Here is a 3,419-nt window from a genome sequence, read left to right on the forward strand (position 1 = left end):
CGTCGTGCCGATGACGCGTCCGGTGTAGCTCTGCCCTATCTCGGCGTGCATGACCGTGGCATCGACGCCGGCACGTGCGCGACCAAGCTCGATCGCACGCGCCTGGTCGCGATCAGTCAAATGGTCGCGGATGAGCTGTGCCATACGGCCGGAACCGCTGTGATATGCCTCGATCGAGGCGCGCGTCATGTCGTCTCGCGCGACGCGATCCCAAGCGATGTGATATCCCGCGCCGTCGGCGAGCTGGCCCATGAATGCGCGCTGCGCGCGCCCGTTCCCTTCCCGGAATGGATGCAGCACATTGATTTCGCCCAGGTAGTGCCCTGCCCGCTTGCTGAATTCGTCCGCATCGAGGCCGCGCAGGTTGTTCTCGCGGGCAAGCTGACGGAAAAGGTCGCGGGCGGCGCTGTCGATGTACTCCGGCTGCGCAAAGCGCGTCGTGCCCTTCTCGATCACAACAGTGCGCAGCTCGCCCGCCCACGGGTAGACATCGCCAAACAGATGGCGATGGACGGTGCGCAGGTGCCCAAGGTCGAACCCTTCGGGTGCCCGCATTCGTTGCAGCTCATAGGCACGCACCGCCGACATTGCGGCTTCGATGCGGTCCAGCTCGGCCTGGTCGCGGGCACCGACGTTGTTTCGCAGCAAACCCGTTGAAGGGTCAAGGTATGGGTCCATAGTGGCTTCTCAACCAGTGCCGATCAGCCGCGGGCGGTACGCGTACCGCCCTGCTCGCATGTCATTTGGCAATCGACTCGCGGAACTCCCCCGCAGCGATGCGCCGGCGCACGCTTTCGATTACGTCGGCCGGTTCTAGCTCACCGCGTGCGACGCGCTCCAGTTCGGCGCACGTTTGTGCGTCCACTTCCAGCCCTTCCAGCCGCTGCGTTGTGATGGCGTTGGCAACAGCCTGGCGGCGTTCTTCAATCTCGCGTTCTTCCAACATGGTCTGTTCTCCTAGCTAATTGCCTGCCGTGCTTGGACGGCCATCTTACGCACCTGGTCGGCCAGCTCGGGCGGCAGCCACTCTTCGACAAGCCGCCACTCTGGTGGATGTTCCTGCATTGCATCGAGCACGCTGCGGATCAGGTGACTTATCCGCTGTTTGGTGACACCTGCATCGCTCGCGGTCTGCACTTGCGACACACCATCGACCAAAACGCGTCGGGCGAGCTGTATAGCTTCATCGCCGAAGCGCCGCGATAGCCGTGGCCGCATCTGTTCAAACTCGTCGGCGGTCATGCTCGCCTTAGCCATGTCTATCTCACGTGGGTAGCGGGGCGGGGCCTTACGGCCCCGCCCCTTGGGGTTAATTCCGGGTGTCCTCGCGCGCGGGCGACGATTTCTTGCGCATCTGCGATTAGCGCCAGGTCGCCATCTTCTGCAACGGCCTCAAGGTAGGCCGTAATATCGTCCTCAGTTTGGAGATAGTCCGCCGTGTCGTAGCGGCTGAACTTCGCGGCTTTCGGATCAATCATGATCGGCCTCTATTCATCGAACAGGTCCGAATGTGTGCCTGTCCGGGCAAGTTGTAATTCATCGCCGGCAACCCGATAGATCAGCAGCCAATCCGGCTCGATATGAGCATCCCGCCACCCAGCCCACTCCCCTTTTAGGGGATGGTCCCGGTAGCGCTCCGGCAGCGGCGCGCGCTCGATCAGCAGCAGCAGGAGGGCGCACAGCTTGCCCATGTCCTTACCGCGTTTCTCGGCGCGCTTCACGTCGCGCTTGAAGGCCCCTAAGCGAACAGGCGTCAGCACGTCAGATGCCTAGATCCTTGAACAGCCCTTCGGCGCTGTCGAACCGTTCACCCTTGCCGGCTTCCAGTTCCTTCATGGCCTTGCGCGTGGCGCGGTTTGGCACCGCCACGTCGAACGGTAAGCGGCCTTCCTCGGCTACCCGCAAGAAGGTCAGGCGGATCAGATCGGACGCGCTCAGGCCCATGCGGTCCAAGGTAGCAATGGCCTTGTCCTTCATGTCGGCCGGGATGCGCGCGCGCACTACAGCGTCGGCTTTCATCGTATCAGTCTCCGGTTTAGGCTGTCGATAATGTAGCTTATTTGTAGCTACAAAACAACCCCCCTCCCCGCCAAGCCAAAATTACGCTAAACGTGCAAGCACGCAAAAACGTTTTTGTCTAAGATACCCGATCGGGCGCGTGAATCACTCCCCATGCATCGAGCGCCGGAAGCTCGTCGGCCTGCGGCCGACGAAAGGCCCGCTCCCTCTCTCGACCTCCAAGCAGGCCCTCAAAGCCGGCGAGGGTCGCCCGTTCGTGGATTGCGCGATCCAGAAATCATGCTTGCGTGCTTTTGTGCAATATGGTTTGCAAGTTGCGTGCTTTTTGGCTATCATCAAAGCGTTCCAACACGAATCCACGAGGGCGCATGTGAAAATCCTTGTTTTGGCAAGCCAGAAGGGCGGGGCGGGCAAGACGACCCTCGCGGCGCATATCGCTGTCGCCGCCGAGCTGGCCGGCGCTGGCCCGGCCGTCCTGATCGACACTGACCCGCAAGGGTCGCTGTCGGCGTGGTGGAACTCCCGCGCGGTCGATACTCCCGCCCTTTCGGCGGCGAAGCTGGCCGAGCTGCGGGCGAAGCTGGAGGCGCTGGCCGAAGCCGGTTTCAAGCTGGCCGTGATCGACACACCGCCGGCCATCACAGAGGCAATTCGCGACGTGGTGAAACTGGCTGACCTTGTGCTGATCCCGACACGACCGAGTCCGCACGATCTACGCGCGGTAGGCAGTACCGTGGACATTGCACAGGAAACCGCCCGGCCGTTCGCCTTTGCGGTGACGCAGGCCAAGTCTAACGCTCGGCTCACCGTGCAGGCAGTCGCCGCGTTGTCGGCACATGGGGCCGTGGCTCCGGCGATCGTGCATGACCGCGTGGACTACGCGGCCTCAATGGTGGACGGCCGCACCGTAGGAGAGGCCGACGCGAAAAGCCGCAGCGCCGACGAAATCAATCAATTGCTTGCTTTCGTGCATGAACGCATGAACGTAAAGCAGCAAACCAAAAAGAAGGAAACCGTTTAATATGGCTACCAAGAAAACTGCTGACCTGTCGGGCCTTGTCGCCACGAAGGGCAGTGCCGCGCCGATCGCGGATATGCCGTCTCGCTCTCCCATGCCGACGCCCGCCGCAGACGATGCGGTCAACAATGTGCCACTGAATTTCCGGGTTTCGGCCGAGCTGCGCCGCCGGTTCCGCATGTTTGCCGCCGCCAACGATCTCAAGCTAAACGAGCTGTTGCGCTTGGCGTTTGACGAGTACGAGCAGCGCCACAGCCACTAGGGCGGCTTTATGAAAGAACCCAAGAAGATAGGCGATATAGTCGGTGCTGGTTTCTTAGGCCGGATGGGCGATACCTACCGTCAGCGCATCGAGGCGGCAGCACGGCCCGGCGAGTCTTGG

8 protein-coding genes are annotated in these 3,419 nt (G+C 62.0%); 2 read left to right on the plus strand and 6 right to left on the minus strand.

Going from position 1 to position 3,419, the window contains the following annotated elements:
• The 6 genes from GAK38_RS23675 to GAK38_RS23700 form a co-directional block, all read right to left on the minus strand.
• Nucleotides 1–678: Fic/DOC family protein (locus GAK38_RS23675; RefSeq protein WP_325347331.1), on the minus strand; the 678-nt coding region annotated here is incomplete at its 3' end.
• A gap of 61 nt (nt 679–739) precedes the next feature.
• Nucleotides 740–946 (minus strand): hypothetical protein, encoded by a 207-nt coding sequence (locus GAK38_RS23680; protein WP_325347332.1) that lies wholly within the window; start codon nt 944–946, stop codon nt 740–742.
• Between the two features lie 11 nt (nt 947–957).
• Nucleotides 958–1,242, minus strand: a complete 285-nt coding sequence (locus tag GAK38_RS23685) for a TrfB-related DNA-binding protein (protein ID WP_325347333.1) — start codon at nt 1,240–1,242, stop codon at nt 958–960.
• Between the two features lie 17 nt (nt 1,243–1,259).
• A complete protein-coding gene (locus GAK38_RS23690; protein ID WP_325347334.1) occupies nt 1,260–1,478 on the minus strand; it encodes a helix-turn-helix domain-containing transcriptional regulator in 219 nt (72 codons plus the stop codon).
• Nucleotides 1,479–1,487: 9 nt separating this feature from the next.
• Nucleotides 1,488–1,760: a type II toxin-antitoxin system YafQ family toxin gene (locus GAK38_RS23695; protein WP_325347335.1), complete on the minus strand. Its 273-nt coding sequence runs from the start codon at nt 1,758–1,760 to the stop codon at nt 1,488–1,490.
• Nucleotide 1,761: 1 nt separating this feature from the next.
• Nucleotides 1,762–2,019 carry a type II toxin-antitoxin system RelB/DinJ family antitoxin gene (locus GAK38_RS23700; RefSeq protein ID WP_325347336.1) on the minus strand — a complete coding sequence of 86 codons (258 nt, stop codon included), beginning with the start codon at nt 2,017–2,019 and terminating at the stop codon, nt 1,762–1,764.
• Between the two features lie 139 nt (nt 2,020–2,158).
• Between GAK38_RS23700 and GAK38_RS23705 the strand changes: the two genes are divergently transcribed.
• Nucleotides 2,159–3,040 carry a ParA family protein gene (locus GAK38_RS23705; RefSeq protein WP_325347337.1) on the plus strand — a complete coding sequence of 294 codons (882 nt, stop codon included), beginning with the start codon at nt 2,159–2,161 and terminating at the stop codon, nt 3,038–3,040.
• Between the two features lies 1 nt (nt 3,041).
• Nucleotides 3,042–3,299, plus strand: coding sequence for a ribbon-helix-helix protein (locus GAK38_RS23710; RefSeq protein ID WP_325347338.1), 258 nt, complete (start codon nt 3,042–3,044; stop codon nt 3,297–3,299).
• Nucleotides 3,300–3,419 lie beyond the last annotated feature (120 nt).

This window comes from Xylophilus sp. (genome assembly GCA_009914555.1).
Taxonomy (GTDB): Bacteria; Pseudomonadota; Gammaproteobacteria; order Burkholderiales; family Burkholderiaceae_C; genus WNDY01.

Excerpts from the sequence above, each read along its gene's own strand:
- GAK38_RS23680 (WP_325347332.1), bottom strand. The coding sequence starts at position 946 with ATGTTGGAAGAACGCGAGATTGAAGAACGCCGCCAGGCTGTTGCCAAC.
- GAK38_RS23685 (WP_325347333.1), bottom strand. The coding sequence starts at position 1,242 with ATGACCGCCGACGAGTTTGAACAGATGCGGCCACGGCTATCGCGGCGC.
- GAK38_RS23690 (WP_325347334.1), bottom strand. The coding sequence starts at position 1,478 with ATGATTGATCCGAAAGCCGCGAAGTTCAGCCGCTACGACACGGCGGAC.
- GAK38_RS23700 (WP_325347336.1), bottom strand. The coding sequence starts at position 2,019 with ATGAAAGCCGACGCTGTAGTGCGCGCGCGCATCCCGGCCGACATGAAG.
- GAK38_RS23710 (WP_325347338.1), top strand. The coding sequence starts at position 3,042 with ATGGCTACCAAGAAAACTGCTGACCTGTCGGGCCTTGTCGCCACGAAG.